Source organism: Lacinutrix neustonica, assembly GCF_026625145.1.
Classification (GTDB): domain Bacteria; phylum Bacteroidota; class Bacteroidia; order Flavobacteriales; family Flavobacteriaceae; genus Lacinutrix; species Lacinutrix neustonica.
On record NZ_CP113088.1, the window covers coordinates 1,716,877 to 1,735,358 of the forward strand.

Annotated in this window: 15 protein-coding genes and 5 pseudogenes; 8 read left to right on the plus strand and 12 right to left on the minus strand. The window is 33.4% G+C overall.

Annotated elements, in window-relative coordinates:
- The first annotated feature begins 155 nt into the window (after positions 1 to 155).
- The gene (locus N7U66_RS09545; RefSeq protein ID WP_267678299.1) at positions 156 to 692 is read left to right on the plus strand and encodes an RNA methyltransferase; all 537 of its coding nucleotides are present in this window, start codon (positions 156 to 158) and stop codon (positions 690 to 692) included.
- Here the strand turns inward: N7U66_RS09545 and N7U66_RS09550 are convergent.
- The 4 genes from N7U66_RS09550 to folK form a co-directional block, all read right to left on the minus strand.
- The gene (locus N7U66_RS09550) at positions 667 to 1,140 is read right to left on the minus strand and encodes a hypothetical protein (RefSeq protein ID WP_267678300.1); all 474 of its coding nucleotides are present in this window, start codon (positions 1,138 to 1,140) and stop codon (positions 667 to 669) included. The two genes, N7U66_RS09545 and N7U66_RS09550, sit on opposite strands and share 26 nt — an antisense overlap.
- Before the next feature lie 137 nt (positions 1,141 to 1,277).
- On the minus strand, positions 1,278 to 2,522 hold the full coding sequence (locus tag N7U66_RS09555; RefSeq protein WP_267678301.1) for a hypothetical protein: 1,245 nt from the start codon (positions 2,520 to 2,522) through the stop codon (positions 1,278 to 1,280).
- Entirely contained in the window at positions 2,516 to 3,013 is a 498-nt protein-coding gene (locus N7U66_RS09560; protein WP_267678302.1) for a hypothetical protein, read from the minus strand. The genes N7U66_RS09555 and N7U66_RS09560 overlap by 7 nt, the downstream gene beginning before the upstream one ends.
- Positions 3,014 to 3,097: 84 nt before the next feature.
- On the minus strand, positions 3,098 to 4,249 hold the full coding sequence (gene folK, locus N7U66_RS09565) for a 2-amino-4-hydroxy-6-hydroxymethyldihydropteridine diphosphokinase (protein WP_267678303.1): 1,152 nt from the start codon (positions 4,247 to 4,249) through the stop codon (positions 3,098 to 3,100).
- Positions 4,250 to 4,772: 523 nt separating this feature from the next.
- Between folK and N7U66_RS09570 the strand changes: the two genes are divergently transcribed.
- The 3 genes from N7U66_RS09570 to rpsU all read left to right on the plus strand — a co-directional run bounded on the left by N7U66_RS09570 (position 4,773) and on the right by rpsU (position 7,756).
- Positions 4,773 to 5,627 (plus strand): AsmA family protein, encoded by an 855-nt coding sequence (locus N7U66_RS09570; protein ID WP_267678304.1) that lies wholly within the window; start codon positions 4,773 to 4,775, stop codon positions 5,625 to 5,627.
- 97 nt (positions 5,628 to 5,724) lie between these two features.
- The gene (locus N7U66_RS09575; protein WP_267678305.1) at positions 5,725 to 7,461 is read left to right on the plus strand and encodes an AsmA family protein; all 1,737 of its coding nucleotides are present in this window, start codon (positions 5,725 to 5,727) and stop codon (positions 7,459 to 7,461) included.
- 100 nt (positions 7,462 to 7,561) lie between these two features.
- Positions 7,562 to 7,756 (plus strand): 30S ribosomal protein S21, encoded by a 195-nt coding sequence (gene rpsU / locus N7U66_RS09580; RefSeq protein ID WP_044399960.1) that lies wholly within the window; start codon positions 7,562 to 7,564, stop codon positions 7,754 to 7,756.
- A 64-nt stretch (positions 7,757 to 7,820) separates the two neighbouring features.
- Here the strand turns inward: rpsU and N7U66_RS09585 are convergent, their stop codons facing one another.
- A complete protein-coding gene (locus tag N7U66_RS09585; RefSeq protein WP_267678306.1) occupies positions 7,821 to 8,615 on the minus strand; it encodes a DUF2797 domain-containing protein in 795 nt (264 codons plus the stop codon).
- 42 nt (positions 8,616 to 8,657) lie between these two features.
- On the opposite strand from N7U66_RS09585, the pseudogene N7U66_RS09590 reads away from it, so the two are divergent.
- The 4 genes and pseudogenes from N7U66_RS09590 (at position 8,658) to N7U66_RS09605 (ending at position 12,105) form a co-directional block, all read left to right on the plus strand.
- A pseudogene (locus tag N7U66_RS09590) lies at positions 8,658 to 10,171 on the plus strand (GH3 auxin-responsive promoter family protein).
- Between the two features lie 326 nt (positions 10,172 to 10,497).
- On the plus strand, positions 10,498 to 10,854 hold the full coding sequence (locus N7U66_RS09595) for a hypothetical protein (protein ID WP_267678307.1): 357 nt from the start codon (positions 10,498 to 10,500) through the stop codon (positions 10,852 to 10,854).
- 53 nt (positions 10,855 to 10,907) lie between these two features.
- On the plus strand, positions 10,908 to 11,885 hold the full coding sequence (locus N7U66_RS09600; RefSeq protein WP_267678308.1) for a TolB-like translocation protein: 978 nt from the start codon (positions 10,908 to 10,910) through the stop codon (positions 11,883 to 11,885).
- Complete coding sequence (locus tag N7U66_RS09605; RefSeq protein ID WP_267678309.1) at positions 11,869 to 12,105, plus strand: OmpA family protein; 237 nt, start codon at positions 11,869 to 11,871, stop codon at positions 12,103 to 12,105. The genes N7U66_RS09600 and N7U66_RS09605 overlap by 17 nt, the downstream gene beginning before the upstream one ends.
- 137 nt (positions 12,106 to 12,242) lie before the next feature.
- Here the strand turns inward: N7U66_RS09605 and N7U66_RS09610 are convergent.
- The 7 genes and pseudogenes from N7U66_RS09610 to N7U66_RS09640 all read right to left on the minus strand — a co-directional run bounded on the left by N7U66_RS09610 (position 12,243) and on the right by N7U66_RS09640 (position 18,463).
- Positions 12,243 to 12,748: pseudogene (locus tag N7U66_RS09610) on the minus strand (GNAT family N-acetyltransferase).
- A 91-nt stretch (positions 12,749 to 12,839) separates the two neighbouring features.
- Positions 12,840 to 14,074, minus strand: a pseudogene (clpX, locus tag N7U66_RS09615) (ATP-dependent Clp protease ATP-binding subunit ClpX).
- 97 nt (positions 14,075 to 14,171) lie between these two features.
- The gene (clpP, locus tag N7U66_RS09620; protein WP_267678310.1) at positions 14,172 to 14,846 is read right to left on the minus strand and encodes an ATP-dependent Clp endopeptidase proteolytic subunit ClpP; all 675 of its coding nucleotides are present in this window, start codon (positions 14,844 to 14,846) and stop codon (positions 14,172 to 14,174) included.
- Positions 14,847 to 15,050: 204 nt separating this feature from the next.
- The gene (tig, locus tag N7U66_RS09625) at positions 15,051 to 16,379 is read right to left on the minus strand and encodes a trigger factor (RefSeq protein WP_267678311.1); all 1,329 of its coding nucleotides are present in this window, start codon (positions 16,377 to 16,379) and stop codon (positions 15,051 to 15,053) included.
- Between the two features lie 107 nt (positions 16,380 to 16,486).
- Positions 16,487 to 16,831: a phage holin family protein gene (locus N7U66_RS09630; protein ID WP_267678312.1), complete on the minus strand. Its 345-nt coding sequence runs from the start codon at positions 16,829 to 16,831 to the stop codon at positions 16,487 to 16,489.
- 29 nt (positions 16,832 to 16,860) lie between these two features.
- Positions 16,861 to 17,625, minus strand: a pseudogene (locus N7U66_RS09635) (alpha/beta fold hydrolase).
- Between the two features lie 125 nt (positions 17,626 to 17,750).
- Positions 17,751 to 18,463: pseudogene (locus N7U66_RS09640) on the minus strand (pyridoxine 5'-phosphate synthase).
- Positions 18,464 to 18,482 lie beyond the last annotated feature (19 nt).

An 18,482-nucleotide genomic window follows, 5' to 3' on the forward strand; every position in this document is an offset into this window, starting at 1 on the left:
AAATTTTGTTTTAAGTAAGTTTGCAAGGTAATTAAATATTGATTTTTTTTGAAGTCAATTGTAACGAAGTTATTGATAATTATTCACAAGCGATGTGTCTTTCAAAGTAAATGATTGCTACGTTGAAAACGCCTCGCTAAGACGAGATTTCTTTTATGCGCAAACTAAAAAATAACGAATTAGACCGATTAACGGTTAGCGATTTTAAAGACGCCAAAAAAACACCAATAATTATCATTTTAGATAATATTCGTAGCTTAAACAATATCGGTTCTGTATTTAGAACCAGCGATGCCTTTTTAATTAAAAAAGTATATTTGTGCGGCATTACTGCTAAACCACCTCATAAAGATATTCATAAAACAGCTTTGGGCAGTACAGATACCGTCGCTTGGGAATATATTGAAAACACTCTTGAATTGGTGGAAAAATTAAAAGTGCAAGGCATAACCGTATGTTCCATTGAACAGGCTGAAAAAGCGACCATGCTCCATGCGTTTATTCCAGAAAAAGAGAACACCTATGCACTGGTGTTTGGCAACGAAGTAAAAGGGGTGTCACAAGCCGTTGTCAATGCGAGCGACGTTGTTATTGAAATCCCACAATTTGGCACCAAACACTCTTTAAATATTTCAGTTAGCTGTGGTGTGGTGGTTTGGGATTTGTTTAGTAAGATGAAAAAATTTCTTTAATTATTAAGTCACTTATTAATAAACCATTATTTGTAAATCCCTGAATTGAAAATTGTAATTGTTTCATTTTTTCATTTTTTTTAACCTTAAAAACAACTTCTCCAACAGCATTAGTTTGTAAATTTGGTTTCCAATCTATTTCTGTATGATTCTTTGAAGTATTGAATTCATTTATTGGAGAATAGTATTTCTTTGTTCTACTATAGCCTTCTTGAAATATGAAATCTATGAATTCCTCTTCAATTCCTTTTTTATAATTGCCAGTTGTGAATACCTGATAAATTCGGTAGTTTCTAAACGGCTGGTATGCTATTTCTTCAATGAAATCCATTTTTATTGACAAAGCCGAAGTTATCCTCTCACTAACAACCCGTTCCCCATCTATAAACAAAGACACCTCTTTAAGACCAGCGACCAGATATGTTTCTAACCCCTTCCAGTCTTTCACAAAAACACCTTCGTTATTTTTTAAAAAAACACCTAAATCATCATGGCTATCACTATACTTTGTTGGAATATCTAATTTGGAATAAGCTCCAATATCTAAAACTAAATCTCTATATTTATTATAAAATTCCTTATCCTTTAAATACTGCTTGCTTCTTTTTTTCCTTTCAATTTTACCTCTCCTAATTCTGTGATATTAGAAACGTTTAACCCTCTATAATTATCTTCTGCTAATAATTCAATCTTTTTATCTTCTGATTTAATAAAATCACTATGAAATTTTCTAGATAAGACGTTCTTTCTTTTCACAACCGTATCAAAATAAATGTTTCTTGGCTTAATAGCTTTATTTCCGTTTTCACCCCCTAAGAACGCTACTTTAATTGAATCTCCTTCGTAAATAAGTAATTTTTTAAAACTAAATTTTGTGTCATTTTTTAAAAACGTCTCTACAATTAATTGGTTCTTTTTTGATATCAGCGCTAAACGATTTGACATAACAGGACTGACTCTTCCTTCCAAATTAAATCCCAATTCGAAATTATATTTATAATCCGGATTTAATTGCTTCAAATACTCTTCTGTTGAATACTGAGTCCAACCTTGTGTTAATAACAATAAATCCAGATCCTCATTGGCCGTTTTATTGGTACTATTAAAATAATATTGCGGGTTCTCCACATATCCTTTTACATATGGAGTTAGCAAAAAGGCACTTTCTATAGTATTAATTTGATTATAACCTGCTGTTTCAGAAAATACAGAAACACTCAAATTTGCTTTTTCACCGATTTTATTTAAACTTAATTTATAAACCAACGAGTCTTTTTGCGTTTTAAGTTCTGAGCATGTTATTTTTAATTTTTCATCTTCTTTATAATTGAAAAACTTGCGTTCTAAAACTGGTTGCTTATTTTTAAACACTGTAACTGAGTTTACACCATTAAATAAGCCTTCCTTTTGTAATTCTAATTTCAATTTCATCGTATCTTTTAGACTAATCTCAGTATAGCCCGATAATTTATTTTTTTGATGAAATAAAAGGGTGTAGTTATTCTCTGTATTATTTATTGAATATGAATTCGTTTGGAGCTCTATACTAAGAACATCTTTTCGTTCTTGAGAATTAATGACCTTTAAAACTAATCCTAAACGCTTTGCTTTTTGTAATTTGACCCTATATGTAGTATCATTTATATCAAATATAGCCTCATACCTTTCTGATGCTTTATAATAAAATGAACATTTACTCATGCCTAAGTATTCATTTTTAAAACTAACAACCTCTGCATTTTTAGAATCTACTATTTTACCCTTAAAGTCAAAGCCTTTTCCATTTATTAAAGCTTTTATACCAATTATATTATTCGTGTTTTCTAACAAATACCCTCCTTCGGAAATAGCTGAACGTCGTATATTGGATTACTTTTTTGAGTTTCATGATTTAAATCTCCAACAATTTCCAACTTATGTATATACTTATTTTGTGCTCCAAAATTTTGCATGTAATTAGTAAACGCCTGTATATAATAACTCCCTTGAAGCAAATCTCCTTTTAATTCAAACTGACCGCTTCCCAACCCATTAAGTATAAGAATATTTTTACTGTCTACAAGTTCTCCAGATTGAGTAAATAGATTTACATATAGTATTGTTGTTTTTACTGATGGCTTATTATTATTTTCAGAAACATAGGCTTTAAACCAAATCACATCATCGCTATGATAAATAGTTTTATTGGTATGAATAAAAACCTTTTCAAAAAGCAGTTGGTCTTTTTGTAAAGAGGAAATAATAGAATCTATGGTTTGAGCCTGAGAAAAAACAGAGTCTATTGATATAAATGCTATAATCAGACAGTACAGATACTTCATAGAAAACTTAATTACTAATACGTTTTTAATATTGTATTTAAAATATTAAAACAAACGATTGATTAAACGGTATTTAGGAAAAAACTATTCGCAAATAACATCCAAGATAAATAAATAATCTTTCCTACTTTTAATAAAATCAAGATTTGAGATGTCGATGATTTTAATATTCAATTCGGTTTGATTTTTTAAGAATTCCAAGTAACCCGAATTGATTTTTTCTAAATAAGCGTTATCAATCTTCTGCTCATATTTTCTGCCACGTTTTTTAATGTTTTCCTGAAGTCTTTCCGTATTTTGATAGAGATACACGTATAATTCCGGTTTAGCGATATCCTTATACATTAAATAAAATAGTTTCCTATACAACCTAAATTCATCTTCTTGAAGCGTGATTTTTGAAAATATGAGTGACTTGTAGATATCATAATCACTTACAATGAAATCCTTAAACAAGTCCAGTTGTGATAAATCATCACTAATTTGTTGATAACGATCGGCTAAAAAAGACATTTCTAAAGTAAAGGCATACCGCGAGGCATCTTCGTAGAATTTGGGAAGAAAAGGATTGTCTGCAAAGCGCTCTAAAATGAGTTTCGCATTATAATCTGAGGAAATTTTATTAGCTAAACTTGTTTTCCCCGCACCAATATTACCTTCGATAGCGATATAGTTGTATTTTGAAAAGTCATGCCGTTTACTCGGGTTCTTTAACCAAATATTTACAGGTTCTAACTGACTGTTATCTTCACAAACCTCCAGTAATTCAGTAATGGTTTTATTAAAATTTGGATGTATTAATTTTGGAGCGATTGTACACAAGGGCTCTAAAACGAATTTCCGTTTGTGCAATTCGGGATGTGGGACTTGTAGGGACTTAGTCGCTATAATGTCTCCTCCCTCTTGAGACGTTATTAATAAAATATCCAAATCTATAACACGAGATTGATAGCCTTCACTTTTAGTTCTCACACGTCCTAAACGGGTTTCAATAGCCAATAATTCATTTAAAACTTTAGAAGGTTTTAAATCGCTTTCCAAAAGCAAACACGCGTTATAAAAGTCTTCGGCTTTGTCCTCAACATGAAACCCGTAAGGCGGTGTTTTATAAACTCTTGAAATTAATCGCACACAGCCCACACGACAATAAATCGCATCAACAGCGGCCTGTAAATTGTTTAATTTATCACCTGTATTACTACCGAGTGCTACGTAAAAATTTTGTGATTGTGACATAAGAGAAAGCAAAATAACTAAAAGTAAATGGTTTCTTTTATCTTTACTTAAACTATTTATTAACGAATTTTATTCCTCAATTATTGACCTCTTGTTTGAAAAGACATTAGTACCACTGCATGTGAAAAAATAAAACAGAACCAAAGTTATATGCCTACAAAAAAACAACCTACTACCACAAAGCGTTTGCCTTTTCTTAGGTGCTTTATTCATACCCCGTGGGAGACTTTTAATGGTTTATTAGTAAACGGGTCTCATTTTAAAATCAATATCGTCGCCTTAAACAGCCCTTCCTTTATACATGATGTTTATTTATTTATGATGCATTTTAACCTTAAGGTTAACGAAGCGCTAGATTTATTGTAAATTTATCACAAAACATAGTTGGCTTCTAACTTTTTTTAACAATTTTGTATATCTTAAAAGTTGGAATTTAAAACTAAAATTCTCAGCATCAATAATCAAATGACACTGAAATAATGGTAAAATTCCTCCCTTGTGGAAATAAAAAAATCACCAATCAATGAAGAAAATTCTTAAAATAACAGGCATCACATTACTCATTCTTATTGTGCTCTTATTAGTAGCCCCTTTTATTTTCCAGTCGCAGATAAAAGATATGGTTCGTAATTTTATCAATGACAATGTTAATGCACAAGTTGAATTTGCAGATGTAAGCTTAAGCTTCATCAGTAGTTTTCCGCAAGCCCATGTTACTGTCGCCGAACTAAAAATCACAAATCTAGAACCATTCAAAGAAGAAACACTGGCGAGTGTTAAATCTTTTTCGTTTGACATGTCGGTAAAAGAGTTATTCAAAAAAGCCAGTGAAGGCCCTGTCATAGTTAACAGTATTGCCATTAATGAAGCCTTAGTCACCTTAAAAACAAACAAATTTGGGGACACCAACTGGGCTATTGCCAAGCCAAATAAAAATGCAGAAGACAGCACTTCTAATACTGAGGTGTTCGCACTTGACATTAAAGATTATGCCATAAATAATAGTGCATTAACCTATTTAGATGAGGAGAATAACACCAAAGTTTATATCACTGAATTAAATCATACAGGAAAAGGGGTCTTCTCTGAAACCGTTTCAGAATTAGTCACTAAAAGTAATGCTAACATTACATTAAGCGTTGATGATGTTGAATATCTAAGTAATAATAAAATAAAATTAGAGGCTTTAATTGATTTAGATTTAGAACAAAACAAGTATACGTTCAGGGAGAATAAAGGGTTTGTAAACAACCTTCCTTTAGAGTTTAATGGCTATGTACAAAATGTTGAAGCAGGTCAAAAAATGGATATCTCCTTTGAGAATCCCGGTTCAGATTTTAAAGATTTTCTTGCCGTGATTCCGAGAGACTTACTCTAAAAACATTAGTGACGTTCAGACGTCAGGCAACTTTAAAGTTAATGGCACTATTAAAGGTTTAATTTCAGATGAAACCATTCCTACACTGGACATTAATGTGGTATCAAATAACGCCTCATTTAAATATCCAGATTTACCAAAAAGCGTTAATAACATAAGCATTAATGCCTCCGTTAAAAATACCACGGGAAAAACAGAGGATACTTTTTTAGATATTAAGACTTTAAATTTTAAGATTGATGAAGACGTCTTTAAGTCCAGCGCTACAATAAAAAATATCACGGGTAATCCCGCAGTAAATGCAACTATTGATGGCGTTTTAAATTTAGCAAATCTTTCAAAAGCATACCCCATAGAGCTGGACCACCCTTTAAACGGTGTTTTAAAAGCTAAGATAAATACCGATTTCGACATGAATGCCATTGAAACCAATGCCTACGAGCGCATAAAAAACAATGGAAACATTAGTTTAACTGGTTTTGAATATACTTCAACAGATATTGTTAATCCAATTAAAATATCTCAAGCCAATATTAGTTTTGATCCCCGTATGGTAAGACTTGAGAATTTTAAAGCGACTACAGGAAAAACCGATTTAGATGCTACAGGAACCATTGACAACTTATTAGGTTTTTTATTAAGCGATAAAAAACTAAAAGGCCTTTTTAGTATGCACTCTAATACGTTTATGGTGAGTGATTTTATGACTGAAGGTGGTTCTGAAAAACCAATTAACCAAAGTACAGAACCTGCTGATAGACTTAAAATCCCTGCCTTTTTAGATTGTACTATAACTGCAGATGCCAAGACTGTTGTTTACGACAATTTAACCCTTAAAAATGTAAAAGGGACTTTAGTGATCCAAGATGAAAAAGCCGATTTTAAAAAGGTGACCTCAAATATATTTGAAGGGAACTTATCACTTAGTGGTATGGTAGACACTAAAACTGAGGTTCCTACTTTTAACATGGATTTAGGCATTGAGAACTTTGATATTTCACAGTCGTTTAGCAATCTAGATATGTTAAAAGCCATCGCCCCAATAGCAAAAGCGTTACACGGAAAATTAAACAGTGCCATCAGTGTTAGTGGGAATCTTGGGGATGATTTCACTCCTGTTTTAAAAAGCATCGCAGGTGGTGCTTTAGCAGAGCTATTAACAACGCGAGTCGAACCGAAAAACGCAGAATTATTTGAGGCGCTATCCAGTAAATTAAATTTTATAGATTTCGATAAATTAGATTTAAAAGATCTTAAAACTGCTTTAAAATTTGAGAATGGCACCGTTCGTATTTCTCCTTTTAACATAAATTATAAAGACATTGGTATTACTGTTGGTGGCACTCATGGCTTTGACCAAAGCATGGATTATAATCCGGTTTTTAATGTTCCTGCTAAATACTTAGGGAGTGATGTTAATCGTTTGATTGGAAAAATAAATGACCCTCAGGTTAATGACATCTCTATACCCATCACCGCGAATTTAACGGGTAGTTTTGATAACCCAAAAGTTTCTACAGATCTTACCACTGGTGTCGAACAATTAACAACACAACTTTTAGAAATTGAAAAACAAAAACTACTTAACACAGGCAAGGATAAAATTAAAGATCTTTTAGGAGGCCTTTCAGGGAATCAAACGCCTAAAGATTCTACAAAGACTCAAACGAATGCCCCTGTAAAAGACATTATTAAGGACGTTATTATGGGTGGCGGGAGTACACCACAAACAAATCCCTCAACAAAAGATTCAACAAAATCAACAGGTGATGCGGTAAAAGACATTATTGGACTTTTTGGAAAGAAAAAGAAGAAAAAGGATTCCATACATTAAATTGAAATAAAAAAATAAAAAAAGTATTTTGCTATTGTAGAAATTAAAACTAAAACGTACATTTGCAACCTGAATTTTAAGACACACATAATATATAGATATGTTAAGAATAGAAATTAAAGACGGAGAGAATATAGAAAGAGCATTAAAGCGTTACAAAAGAAAACACCGTAACATTAAAGTCATGCAAAACTTAAGAGAGAATCAGTTCTTTACTAAGCCTTCTGTAACTCGTAGACGTCAAATTCAAAAAGCGTCTTACATCCAAGGATTAAGAGACGCAGAAAACGTATAGTAGTTACGTTTCAGCTTTACAATACAGTAAACCTCGCATTTTTAAAATGCGAGGTTTTTTTGGTTTACTCAATATCAATAGACACAACACTTCCTTCATTACCACGTATATTACAAACGGTATTATCTTCAAAAATAAGATACTGTCCTTTGATGCCCTTTAAAACACCTTCATAAACTCCTACTTTTTCAAAATTTAAGCTTTTAGGTTTTTCAGGATACTGTAAAACGGGGAACTCTATAGTTGTTTCTGAATTATTTTCTATAAAATACTGTTGAGCTTCCTGTGGAATATACTGCTTGAGGGTATTTCTCCATGCCACTAAATTTTCTTCTTCTACATCGTTCTTCAACATTTTACGCCAGTTGGTTTTATCTGCGACATGCGCTTTCAAAGCGACTTCTGTAATTCCTGCCAAATACCGATTAGGCACTTCTACAATTTCAATAGCTTCGTGTGCCCCTTGGTCTATCCAGCGTGTTGGTACTTGTGATTTTCTTGTCACCCCTACTTTTACATTACTCGAATTTGCCAGGTAAACAATATGCGGTTGCAACTGTACTTTTTTTTCATAATCTAAATCACGATCTTCTTTATCTAAATGCGCCGTACTTAATTCTGGTTTCATAATCCAATCTGCAGCCTGAGGAATATCAAAAAAACAGCTTTTACAGAAGCCTTGTCTATAAATAGGCTTATCTAATTTACAGTTTAAACATTGATGCTTAACAAATTGAAACCTGAGTGTTTTATTTAACAATTGATTCATATGAATAAAATCATTTTCAAAAACTAGGTAGTACTGAATGGGTTGCGAAAACTCGGTAGTCATTTTTGTTAAAACGCCTTGGTAAGTCATAAAAAAAAGTGTTATTTTTAAGCTCTAAATATACACCAAAAAATGCCAATTCCTCTTGTAAATTCTATTGCCTCATGGTTTTTAAAAAAAGGTTTCATCAAATCGATTTGTTTTTAAAATACCCTAATGAAGTACAAGAAGAATTACTTTTTGGTCTCATTGAAACTGCAAAAGACACCGAAATTGGCCGCTTATATGATTTCGCGTCCATAAAAAGCTATAAAGAATATGCTGCACGTGTACCCGTTAAAAATTACGAAGGTCATAAAGATTTAATCGAGCGCTCTAGACAAGGTGAGAATAATATTTTTTGGCCGAGTCCTATAAAATGGTTTGCTAAATCCAGTGGAACGACAAGCGCAAAAAGCAAATTTATACCCGTAAGCACAGAGTCTTTAGAAGAGTGCCATTACGCTGCCAGTAAGGATTTGCTGTGTATGTATTTAAATAACAATCAGGACTCACAACTCTTTACAGGCAAAAGTTTACGTCTTGGTGGTAGCAAGGAATTATATAAAGAAAACGGCACTGTATTTGGAGATTTAAGTGCTATTTTAATTCACAACATGCCATTTTGGGCTGAATTTAGTAGCACGCCCAGTAATAAGGTCTCTTTAATGAGCGAATGGGAAACTAAAATGGCTGCGATAGTTAATGAGACGATTAACGAAAATGTAACGAGTCCGGCTGGTGTACCCTCGTGGATGTTAGTGCTGCTCAACAATATTTTAGATAAAACAGAAAAAAATTCATTATTTGAAATATGGCCAAATCTTGAAGTATACTTTCATGGGGGTGTAAACTTCAATCCTTATGTAGAACAGTATCGAAAAATTCTACCAAAAAATGATTTTAAGTATTACGAAATTTACAATGCTTCCGAAGGCTTTTTCGCCATCCAAGACCGAAATCATTCCGATGAGCTTTTATTGATGTTAGACTATGGTATCTTCTATGAATTTATTCCAATGGAAACACACGGTACTCCGGAAGAAAAAGTAATCCCCTTAAGTGAAGTGGAACAGAATAAGAATTATGCTGTAATCATCTCAACAAATGCAGGGCTGTGGCGTTATAAAATAGGAGACACCGTGCGCTTTACCTCTATTTCTCCCTATCGTATAAAAGTATCTGGCCGCACCAAGCACCACATTAATGTTTTTGGTGAAGAGCTAATTATTGAAAATGCTGAAGACGCGTTGAAGCAAGCTTGCAAAAAAACTAAAAGTGAAATTGTAGATTATACCGCAGCACCCATTTTTATGCAAGACAAAGAAAAAGGAGCTCATGAATGGTTAATAGAGTTTAAAACCCCTCCAAGTGACATTAATTACTTTAATGAGGTATTCGACAATGCCCTTAAATCGCTTAATTCAGATTATGAAGCAAAGCGCTATAATAACATGACATTAAACAAACCTACAATTCATATTGCCGGAAGTCAACTTTTCTACGACTGGTTAAAGCAAAACAATAAACTAGGTGGGCAACATAAAGTTCCAAGACTATCTAATACTCGGGACTACATAGATGAGCTTCTAATACTCAATGCATAAACGGCCGTAAACCAATGAGGGTTTATTCGGTTTTTTAACAAAATCAAGATGAAACGCATAAAATCCTGTTAAAGTAAATTCGTAGGCATTTATCAAAATACCTATTTTGACTCTTTTTCAATATTTAAGACTTTTACTAAAAAAATCAACAATAAACAGGCTTTTTATTTGTAAAAAATCGAAAAAAAACACTTATATTTTGTGATTTCCATAAATCGAACGTTGTTAGAATTACATCAACGAATATTACTGCTCTTCATCTAAGAAATGTGGTCTAAACAACATTCTTCCAGTATCATTACGTCATAATTTAGACTCCCAAGATTATGAAAAATTTTATTCTCCTAGTAAATATCTTATTTACTTTAAATGTATCCTTTGCTCAAGACAATGAGTCGGATTTATTTGCCGCTTCTACCGAAACTCATTTACCTACAAATTTTAAGGATCGTATTGGATCTAATGGTTTTGCTTTTAGAACATTAGACGTAGGCATTAATACCAAATACTCCGAATATGGTTCGGGTTTTTTTATGAATAAATTCATCATGGTTTCCTCAAAGAAGCTGGGTGGTTTAGCCAAAAGAGACAAAGCCACTGGTGAAGGTTTTAAAAGTTTATATTGCTTAGACATTGACAAAAATGGAGGGTTAAGGTTACCCTTATTATTTTCCGAATTATAAATACGTTTGATAACAATGAAGATCAAATTACGTTTTCTCCAGATGAGCAAACCATGTATTTTACAAGAAGCACTAAAGAAAATTCTTCAGTATACAAATTATACAAGATTAACTTGGAGAAAGATTCTCATGGAAACTGGATTGGACAACAGATGCTGGATGTTAATGAAGACCAAGCTTCCATTGAGAACCCTTTTGTTACTCCTAACGGAAAGCAGCTGTTTTTCTCGTCTAATAAGCCCGGAGGCTTTGGCGGTTTCGACTTATATGTTGCAACTATAAAAGCAGATGGCACATTAGATACTCCCGTAAATTTAGGCCCTAAAATAAATACTGCAATGGATGACAAATATCCGGCGGTTTCAAAAGACGGTAAAGATTTATACTTTTCTTCACAAGGCCATAATAATTTAGGTGGTTTTGATGTTTTCAAGAGTACCATTGTTACTAATGGGTATAGAGCACCAAGAAATTTGGGAAATACCATTAATACCGAATTCGACGAAGTGGCCTATTTTATGGCCGGCAAAAACAAGGGCTATTTCTCTTCTAATAAAAATGCAGGAAATGGAGGCTATGATATATACAACTTCTCTTATGAAGAAGTCATCCAAAATTTAAAAGGACTTGTTGTTGATTTGGAATCTAAAATTGCACTACCGGATGCCACTGTAATATTGTTAGATGAAGAAGGTGAAGAAATCGCAAGACACATAATTGGAGAAAATGCAACTTACAAATTTAAGGTCTCTCCATTTGAAACCTATACTTTAAAAACCATGAAGGACGGTTTTAATGATAAAACATTCGATTTTATTGCTAATATAGGAGAAGACATCACCTATACTAAAAACTTAGAATTGGAGGCTGTTACCCCTGAAATAACAGAAGTAGAGAACAAGAGAAGGATTGTTGTTAATAACATCTATTTTGATTATAACAAGTGGCAGGTCAAAGAAGAATCGCTCGTTCAATTAAATAGTATTGCTCGCATTTTGAAAGAGCATCCGAGAAATGAAAATACAAATTAACGCGCATACAGATAATCAAGGCAGTAGTCGTTATAACATGAACTTATCTAAAAAACGTGCGGCTTCTACAAAAACGTATTTGATTAAAAAAGGCATTGAGGCCAGTAGATTAATTTCAAAAGGATATGGTGAAACACAACCATTAATAGATTGCAAATCATCTTGTAGCCAAAAAGAATTTCAAAAAAACAGGAGAACTGAATTTATTATTATAGAATAATTGTTTTTAAAACGTGACATCCGTTATTAATTAGTATATTTAATTGCTATTAATTGATCTAATCAGTTGAAGTATGCATTATTAAGTTAATCTGATTTCAGAGAAAACCACTCTTATTATTTTATAAGAGTGGTTTTTTATTTCCTGTCTCTCTTTAAAATATAGATGTCGTTATTTACTACGATAGGGTCTTTTCTATCTGGATGCAAAACAAAGCCCTTTTTTAATAATAGATTAATAGATGCCGTATTTTCTTTTTTCGTAAAAGCCTCGATGGTCTCTAACTGGAGATTATGAAAGCCACAATTAATCACAGCTTCTAAAGCCTCTGTCATAATGCCCATATTGAAGTACTCGGCAATAAGTCAAAACCTACTTCTGCAGTTTTTCTGTCTTCTGAAAAATGCCATAGACAAATGGTACCCACCTCAAGATTTTCATTTTTCAAACTAATAACCCAGGTAATAGACTCGTCTCGTTTTAATTGATTTGTTACTTTATCTATGTGAAATCTCGCCTCTTTTCTGTTTTTATAAAGCGGTCTTTGAATGTACTTGGCGACAATAGCACTGGAGCGTAGTTTGAAAATAACTTCAATATGTTTCGATTCAATTTTATTTAATTGAAGGCGATTGGTTTGAATATCTCGGAAGTGTTTTAAATATCATATGTATTTTGGTATAAAAAAGCCCACATTAAAAATGTAGGCTTTATAAATATAATGATTTATCTTTTTATGATACCGCTTTCAGCTTCTTTAAAGTACTTTTCACAAGTTTCTGCTCGGCATAAGACTTTGAAACGTTTATTTTTTTAATGTCAGAACCCGGTAATTCAAACATGGCATCTGTTAATATTTCTTCGCAAAGAGAACGCAAACCTCCGGCTCCTAATTTGTATTCAATCGCCTTTCCAACAATATAATCTAAAGCACCATCGGTAATTGACAGTTCTATTCCATCCATTGTAAAAAGCTTCTTATACTGTTTAATGATGGCATTTTTAGGCTCCGTTAAAATAGCTCTGAGTGTTTTAGCATCTAAAGGATCCATGTGTGTTAACACTGGTAATCGCCCTATTATTTCAGGAATCAATCCAAAGTCTTTAAGATCTTTGGGGATGATGTACTGTAAAATATTGTCTTTATCGACAACGTCTTCACTCATTGCAGCACTATAACCTAGGGCTTGCATGTTCAATCGTTTTGAAATAACTCGTTCAATGCCATCAAATGCACCACCTGCAATGAATAAAATATTTTCTGTATTAACTTCTATAAATTTTTGGTCTCGGATGTTTACGCCCTCCTTTTGGCGGCACATTAACAACAGTACCTTCTAACAACTTTAATAAGGCTTGTTGTACCCCTTCTCCTGAAACATCTCTCGGTAATTGATGGGTTATCGCTTTTACGTGCTATTTTATCAATCTCATCAATAAAAACAATACCTTTTTCAGCCTTTTCTAAACTGTAATCGGCAGCTTGTAGTAATCGCGTTAAAATACTTTCTACATCTTCACCTACATAACCAGCCTCTGTTAATACGGTCGCATCAACAATAGCCAAGGGCACATTTAACATTTTAGAAATAGTTTTGGCCATTAAGGTTTTTCCTGTTCCCGTTTCTCCTACAATGATGATATTCGATTTTTGAATTTCAATATCGTCATTCGTTGGAGGCTGTAGTAAACGCTTGTAATGGTTATATACTGCAACAGACATTACTTTTTTAGTGTATTCCTGTCCTATTATGTATTCGTCTAAAAAGGCTTTAATTTGCTGTGGTTTACGAAGCATCAACTCTGCAGACAATTCACTATTGTCACTTTGCTTTGATTCTTCTATAACGATACCGTGGGCTTGTTCAATACAGCGATCACAAATGTGCGCATCTAGACCTGCAATTAATAAACTGGTTTCCGGCTTTTTCCTACCACAAAATGAACATTCTAATTCTTCCTTTGCCATTGTCTCTCTTTTAATCGTTTGAGCTCTTGAGTGTCTGCGTTTGCATCATCACCTACAAGTTCAAACGGGTATTCTTATTGTTTAATTTAAAATGGAACTAATCTCTAGCTAACACTTCATCAATCATCCCGTATTCTTTCGCTCGGTCTGCTTTCATCCAGTAATCACGGTCACTATCATTATAAATAGTATCATAATCCTGACCTGAATGCTTGCTAATAATTTCGTATAATTCTTTTTTAAGCGTCAATATTTCTCGAGCCGTAATCTCAATATCACTAGCTTGTCCTTGAGCACCACCTAATGGCTGATGAATCATCACACGAGAATGTTTTAAACCACTACGCTTTCCTTTGGCTCCTGCACATAGCAATACGGCCCCCATAGAGGCTGCCATACCAGTACAAATCGTAGCAACATCCGGATTTATGAATTGCATGGTATCATAAATTCCCAATCCCGCATAAACGCTTCCTCCTGGAGAATTAATATACATTTGAATATCTTTAGTAGCATCTGTGCTGGCTAAAAATAATAATTGTGCCTGTATGATGTTAGCAATATTATCATTAATTCCTGTACCTAAGAAAAGGATTCTATCCATCATTAAACGCGAAAAAACATCTAATTGAGAGATATTTAATTGGCGCTCTTCTATAACGTAAGGTGTCATGCTTTGAGGATACATACTACTAATAATTTTACCATAGTAGTTACTATTAATCCCTTGATCTTTTATTGCAAATTTCTCGAATTCTTTTCCGTAATCCATAAATATGTAAAAGTTTTAATCTTTAAATTGTTTCCAAAATCTATCAGAAGATCTTAAATGTAATGCTAATTGCGCGTTTAACAAAAGTTTTATACTGAATTTAACGCTAATAAAATAGGCGCCAAATCGTCAAAAATTCAGCGCCTAAATATACTAATTATTCTAGAATTTTTCTTTCAATTACAGAAAGGCTCTTTAATAAAATTATTTATCCCCGTAAACCTCCTTAACAAACTTATCGTAGGTTAACTCTTTTGTTTTTACGTTGGCTTGTTCTTTGTAAAGATTTAATAATTTCTGACTTACCACTTGCTCACTCAACCGTTTTACTTCCTCTTGATTAGATAACACGCGCGCTGCAATATCGTCTAATTCTTTATCTGTAGGGTTCATTTGGCCAAACTGTGCCATTTGCATTTTAATCATTGCTTTAGCACTTTCTTTAACATCTTCGAAATCTACTTTCAAACCGTTAGCCTCCATTATTTTAGCTTCGATTAACTGGTAACGTAAACTTTTCTCAGATTTCTCGTACTCGTCTTTTGCAGTGGCTTCATCCATGGTTGTTTCACCCGCTGTTTGCATCCATTTGGTAAGAAACTCTGCTGGTAAATCAAACTTTGTATTTTCTACTAAATGCTCTGTAACATCATTTAGCAACTTTTGATCAGATTGTTGAACGAATTGCTTTTCAGCATCTTCTCTAATTTTATCCTTTAATTCTGTTACCGATTTCACACCATCTTTTCCAAACAACTTATCAAATAACTCTTGATCAAGTTCTGCTAGTTCTCTTTTATTGATTTCCGAAATCTCGAAATTGACTTCAATATTCAACCCGTGTGCTTTATCGTGCTCTACTTTTAAAGCGTGCATCAATTCATGATCATCTTCATAAAGCCCTTTCGTTTTTAAAGTAATCACGTCGCCCACCTTAGCGCCAACAAATTGTTTTTCTGTAGCTTTACCTTTAAATTTATCTAGAGTTAAAGTCACTTTATTATCTATTTCTTCGGCTTCATTGGTAAATGTCCCAGTAATCTCGCTGTCTTTAGTAACCGTATCCTGAGATATTAATTTCCCATATTGCTTTTGAATATTGATGATTTGATCATCAATCATTTTATCATCTGCTTTAATGTTGTAATGCGTGATGGCTTTTTTACTTTTTAAATCAACCTTGAAATCCGGCGCTAGACCCAATTCAAATTCAAAAGAAAAGTTCTCAGAACTCCAATCGATATCATCTTGTGGTTTTGGTAATGGCTGACCTAAAACATCTAACTTTTCTTCTGTTAAATATTTATTTAATCCGTCTTGAATTAATTTATTAACCTCATCAATTAACACAGCTTTTCCGTATTGTTTTTTAACCATTCCCATAGGCACGTGCCCTTTTCTAAAACCAGGAATGTTTGCTGTTTTTCTATAATCTGTTAAGATCTTTTCAACTTTTGTAGCGTAGTCATCTTTTTCGATTGCCACTGTTACTACAGCATTTAATGCGTCTTTATTTTCTCTTGTAATATTCATTTTAAATAGCCTTAATTAATGTAACCAAAAATGGAGTGCAAAAGTACTACTTTTTTACACTCCATCAAAGTTTTTAATCGCTTGAATTTCAGTCGCAATTACACGCTCTAGTTATCACTTTTAAAAATAGATTGTAGTACCGATTGCAATATCGATAAAAGGACACTAAATATGATGGCCCACCAAATATTGGTAACATAAAAACCACTAATAAACTTATCGGCCAGTAGTATAATAAGACCGTTGATAATTAACAGAAACAAACCCAAAGTGACTACCGTAATAGGGAAAGTTAAAATAACCAATAGCGGCTTAACTAAAAGGTTTAAAATGGAAAGAACCAAAGCAACTATAATGGCCGTAACATAACTATCAACTTGAACACCACTTAACAAATGGGCTAATGCAAATACGGCGATGGCATTTAATAATAGGCGAATGATGAGATTCATAATTTATTTATCTTTTAATGTTTAATGTTTTAATGTACAAAATTAATTACAGCTGCAGAGAATTCTGTAGGATTTTCGGCGTGCAACCAATGCCCAGCATTTGCAATCGTTTCTATATTAGCTTTTGGAAAGTGTGATGTTATCAGTTTTTCATCCTGAAACGCAATGTATTCACTCTTATCCCCTCTTAAAAACAACGTCTCTTTATCAAAGGTGGCATGAATGGGCAGTGCTTCACCAACTTCAGAAACATTTTCTTTTAGTGCGGCTAAATTCATGCGCAAACCCAATTGCCCTTTTTTAACCCAGTATAAATTTTTTAGCAGAAATTGTCTTGTTCCAAAATCCGGCACCTCCGAAGACAACTCTTCATCTGCGTCGCCTCGACTTTTTAAACGACCAAAATCTAACCGACTTAAGCCCTCCAATATTGCATCATGATGGGTAGGATAAAAGCGAGGAGAAATATCTGCAACTATTAATTTATCTACCAATTACGGGTACCGTGTTGCAAATAACATCGCTGTTTTACCTCCCATGGAATGCCCTAATAACACAAAATCTTTTAAGTTGTTTTTATCGCAATATTCCTTTAAATCTTCTGCCAACACCTCATAGTTAAAAATGTCACTATGAAAACTTCTACCGTGATTACGTTGGTCAATTAAATGCACTTGAAAAGGCTGTTCTGCAAATTGTTTCGCTAGTGTTTTCCAATTGTCTCCCATACCTAAAAACCCATGTAGGATTATAAATGGTTTGCCGTCTCCTATGATGTTTGAGTATAGTTGCATATTTTTTTTATAAAAAATCATTGTCAGCGGTTACACTGACAATCTCTACATTTTTTGTTCGAAAATTTTCATGAACCTCACTAGTTAAAGTAAGCTCCGTTCTTTGCGATACCTAGGATAGAAAGTTACTTTAATTTATTCAAATACATATTTATCACATTTTCAACACCTAGATACAAGCTTTCAGAAATCAGGGCATGACCAATGGAAACCTCCAATAATCCTGGAATATTTTCTTTAAAAAACTTAATGTTATCAAGCGACAAGTCGTGACCAGCGTTAACACCTAAACCTAATTCATTGGCCAATGCGGCACAGGCAGTGTATGGTTTTACGGCATCCTCATTACCAAAACTGTATTGGTGCGCAAAGGCTTCAGTATACAATTCAATTCTCTGGGCGCCTGTTGCTTTTGCTCCTTCAATCGGCGTGGATCTGGATCCACAAAGATTGAGGTTCGAATACCATTTTTTTGAAACTCCCCAATGACTTCTGTTAAAAACTCTTTGTTTTTTATCGTATCCCATCCAGCATTACTCGTAATGGCATCAACCGCATCGGGCACCAAAGTGACCTGTGTGGGTTTAATAGCCAATACTAAGTCAATAAATTTAGGATTAGGATTTCCTTCTATATTATATTCAGTATAAACAACAGGTTTTAAATCGTAAGCATCTTGATAACGAATGTGGCGCTCATCTGGTCTTGGGTGAATGGTAACACCTTCTGCACCAAATCGCTGTACATCCTTAGCAAATTGAATTACATTTGGTGTATTGCCGCCACGTGAATTTCTTAATGTGGCAATCTTATTTATATTAACACTTAGTTTAGTCATTTCTCTCGAGCATTTATCT